Raw genomic sequence first — 3744 nt, 5'->3', positions numbered from 1 at the left:
AATACAAATGCACTACCGGTAACTATTATAAAATACTAAACTATGAACGATTTAATCTCAATGTCTACTATTTTTTCGTTATTTCTCGGAATAGGATTAGCCGCCGCTGCTGGTTTTCGGATTTTTCTTCCCTTATTTATATTGAGTTTAGCTGTCAAATTTGCAGGAAGTTTTATTAATCTCGACGAAAATTGGATGTGGGTTGGGAGTACACCAGCTCTTATAACACTTGGTGTAGCGATGTTAGTGGAAATTGGAGCTTATTATATTCCAATTATTGATAATTTGTTGGATACGATTGCGGTTCCCTTAGCTGGAATTGCAGGAACAATAGCGGTTGGAATTACGATGCCAGAAATGAACGAAGTTGCAACTTGGGCTTTGGCGATTATAGCAGGAGGAGGAACTGCGGCTGCGATTAGCGGTACAACTGCTGCTGCAAGAGCTGTTTCGACCACCACAACTGCGGGAGCTGGAAATTTTTTGGTTAATACAGGTGAAACGTTTAGTTCTATTGTATTAAGTATTACGGCAATTGTATTGGCTCCTTTGGCGTTTATTTTTGTACTGATTATTTTATATGTGTGTTATAGAGCATATAAAAGTGTTAGAAAAAAAGGTGATCAGTTATTGGCGGAAGAATTGTGAAAGAGTGAAGAATTGAATATATAAAAGAGCTAAATTATTAGCTCTTTTTTTTTGTTATATATTAGTATTTCAAGTTTTTCTTTTTAAGTAAATATTAATTCAAAAATATTTAGAATAAGATTAACTAGAAGTTAAGTTTATAAAATAGAAAAAGTCTTGTAATTTTTTTACAAGACTTTTTGAAATATAAATTATTCCTTCTCTTTCACTATTGGTCTTATTAGACCTTCTTGCGCAACGCTACAAATTAGTTCACCAGAACGATTGAATAAATTTCCTCGTGTAAAACCTCTTGTATCATTTGCACTTGGAGATTCAACATTAACTAATATCCAATCATGCAAATTTGGTTCTCGGTGAAACCAAATTGAATGATCTAAGCTGGCCATTTGTGTGTTTCCAAAGTGAGCTTTAGAAGCATGAGGTTTTATTGCTGTTGATAATAAATTGTAATCAGAGCTATACGCAATTAATTGCTGAATAATTGGTAAAGGTAAATCCTCTGGAACATCATTAAAAGTTAACCAAACATTACTAAAATTAGGATAATCTTTTTTCTCAAAAGGATTCACAAATTCAACAGGTTTAAAATCTAACGGACGCTCTGCTAAGACAAATCGCATAATTGATTTTGGTAAAACTGAACCAAATTGTTCTGCTACATCATTCCAGCTCATTAATTCTTCAGGAGGCGTTACAACAGGCATTTTTTCTTGATGCTCGTAACCTTCTTGCTTCAACTGAAAGGAACAAGCCATTACAAAAATAGGCACACTGTCTTGCTTTGCTGTGACAACACGTGTACTAAAACTTCCTCCATCACGAAGATTTGCTACTTCAAAATAGATAGGTTTTTCTAAATGTCCAGGTAAAATAAAGTAGGAGTGAAGGGAATGGCAAAATCGATCTGAAGGAACAGTTTGATACGCAGCATGCAAAGCTTGGCTTACAACTTGTCCTCCAAAAACATTTGGACTTCCCATAAAAGAACTTTTCCCTTCGAATAAATTTTCTTCTAATTTTTTGAGAGAAATTAATTCGATGAGTTCTTGAGTAGTTTTCATTATTAAATTTAAAATTTCAAATTATTTAATTTCTGCACATTTTGTTCTAATGCACATTTATATTCATTTTTCATTCGATAGACTAATTCTTCGGTTGAAATAATATCATGAATTCCAGAAACTCCGTGTCCAGCAGACCAAATGTCTTTCCATGCTTTATGTCCATCGCCTCCAATTAATTTCGAAAAATCTTCTTCTTTCTTTTCGTCTAAATCAATTCCAGAATGTATAATACTTGGTTTCAAGAAATTTGCATTTACACCAGAAATTCCATCTGTATAAATCACATCTTCGAAAGTAGAATCGACTAACATTGTTTTATAATCTTGATTCGCAGAGGCTTCTTTTGTCGCGATAAAACGAGTTCCGATGTATGCAAAATCAGCACCCATATTTTCAGCTGCTAAGATATCGTTTCCGTTGTTCATCGCACCTGCTAAAATTAAACAACCATCGTAAAAAGTGCGAATATCATCAATCAAAGCAAAAGGATTAGCCGTACCAGCATGTCCACCAGCACCAGAAGCTACAGCAATAATTCCATCTACACCAGCTTCAGCAGCTTTTTCCGCATGACGTTTTTTGATCACATCATGAAAAACCAAACCTCCATAACTATGAACTGCATCTACAACTTGTTTTACAGCACCAAGCGACGTAATAATAAGCGGTACTCTATATTTTGCACATAAAGCTAAATCACCTTCGAGACGAGGGTTTGTTTTGTTAACGATTAAATTCACTCCAAATGGAGCTGCTTTTTTACCTGTTTCATCTTCAAATTGTTTTAATTGAGAAGTGATATCAATTAACATTTGTTCGAAATCTTCGGCTGTTCTTCCATTCAAAGAAGGGAAAGTTCCACATACACCATTTTTACATGCTTCTACAACTAATTCAGTTCGAGAAACAAGAAACATAGGTGAAGTGATTAAAGGTAAATCTAAACTATTTTTAAATTCTTGTAGGGTCATACTAAAATTTTTTTGATGTGGTATAGGATGCAATATAGTTATAAATTGAGTTATGATTTTCAGAAAAGATTAATTTATTTGCATAAAAAAATCCTGAAATGTTTAATATTTTCAGGATTTTTTATTTGATAAAAGCAGTGTTCGATTAATTTAAATTTAGGATTATTATTTCCTTCACGTTATTTAATTTCAATGCTGAAATTGATTTTGAAAACATTAATAATTTTTCAATCGTTGATTGTTTTGGTTCAAATTTTTCTGAGTAAAATTCAATCATAAAAACTTATTTACTTTAAAAACGTTAAATAGATAAGTTTATTTTTTAATCGATTGTTAAAATAATGTTATTATTTTCGATAACTTTTCTTAAGTTGATAATTGCATAGCGCATTCTTCCTAATGCTGTATTAATACTAACATTTGTTTCTTCCGCAATTTCTTTGAAACTTAATTCTTTGAAGATTCTCAGTTCTAAGACTTCTCTTTGATCACTTGGTAATAAAGTAACAAGGTATCTTAAATCATTTTCAATTTGCTTTTTAATGATTTTGGTTTCGGAACATTCGTCAGAATTTCCAATAAAATCGAAAATATTATATTCGTCATCATATTTACCTATAGTTTCTCTAACAGCAGGCATTTTCTTAATATTTCGAAAATAATCAATAGTTAAATTATGCGCAATACGCATTAGCCAAGGTAAAAATTTTCCTTCTTCATTATATCCGCCACTTTTTAGTGTAAGAATAACTTTTATGAAAGTATCTTGGAAAATATCTTCAGTGATATCTTTGTCTAAAACTTTTGAGAAAATGAAACTATAGATTCTACTTTTATACTTCTCAATTAAAATTTCTAAAGCATATTCATTACCATCAACATAGTCTTTGATTAGCAATGAGTCTTCTTCGTAATTCATAAGGTAGATAATTTGGTTTAGTAAGTAGATTTTTTTATCTATAGGCTTCTTGTTTTTTTATAAGTGATTCAAATATAGTCAAAGTTTGAATCAAAACAAGTGAATTAACATAAAAAGAGGACTGTCTCTTAAAGTGTGT

At 31.5% G+C, this 3744-nt stretch carries 4 protein-coding genes; 1 reads left to right on the top strand and 3 read right to left on the bottom strand.

The annotated features are described in order from the left end of the window. The first annotated feature begins 42 nt into the window (after nucleotides 1-42). Nucleotides 43-648, top strand: coding sequence for a DUF4126 domain-containing protein (locus B4L98_RS02650; RefSeq protein ID WP_221855583.1), 606 nt, complete (start codon nucleotides 43-45; stop codon nucleotides 646-648). 191 nt (nucleotides 649-839) lie between these two features. Here B4L98_RS02650 and B4L98_RS02645 read toward each other — a convergent pair whose 3' ends face one another. From B4L98_RS02645 to B4L98_RS02635, 3 genes are all read right to left on the bottom strand, one after another. Further along, complete coding sequence (locus B4L98_RS02645; RefSeq protein ID WP_286496182.1) at nucleotides 840-1712, bottom strand: acyl-CoA thioesterase; 873 nt, start codon at nucleotides 1710-1712, stop codon at nucleotides 840-842. An 8-nt stretch (nucleotides 1713-1720) separates the two neighbouring features. Beyond that, the gene (locus B4L98_RS02640) at nucleotides 1721-2686 is read right to left on the bottom strand and encodes an NAD(P)H-dependent flavin oxidoreductase (RefSeq protein ID WP_280049291.1); all 966 of its coding nucleotides are present in this window, start codon (nucleotides 2684-2686) and stop codon (nucleotides 1721-1723) included. A 322-nt stretch (nucleotides 2687-3008) separates the two neighbouring features. Beyond that, the gene (locus B4L98_RS02635) at nucleotides 3009-3605 is read right to left on the bottom strand and encodes an RNA polymerase sigma factor (RefSeq protein ID WP_115001114.1); all 597 of its coding nucleotides are present in this window, start codon (nucleotides 3603-3605) and stop codon (nucleotides 3009-3011) included. Nucleotides 3606-3744: the final 139 nt, after the last annotated feature.

This window comes from Empedobacter sp. UBA5528 (genome assembly GCF_002426075.1).
GTDB classification, from domain to species: Bacteria; Bacteroidota; Bacteroidia; order Flavobacteriales; family Weeksellaceae; genus Empedobacter; species Empedobacter falsenii_B.
This window is presented reverse-complemented; position numbering and strand designations above follow the sequence as displayed.

Coding starts and splice junctions, on each gene's coding strand:
- B4L98_RS02645 (WP_286496182.1), bottom strand. CDS start 1,712: ATGAAAACTACTCAAGAACTCATCGAATTAATTTCTCTCAAAAAATTA.
- B4L98_RS02640 (WP_280049291.1), bottom strand. CDS start 2,686: ATGACCCTACAAGAATTTAAAAATAGTTTAGATTTACCTTTAATCACT.
- B4L98_RS02635 (WP_115001114.1), bottom strand. CDS start 3,605: ATGAATTACGAAGAAGACTCATTGCTAATCAAAGACTATGTTGATGGT.
- B4L98_RS02650 (WP_221855583.1), top strand. CDS start 43: ATGAACGATTTAATCTCAATGTCTACTATTTTTTCGTTATTTCTCGGA.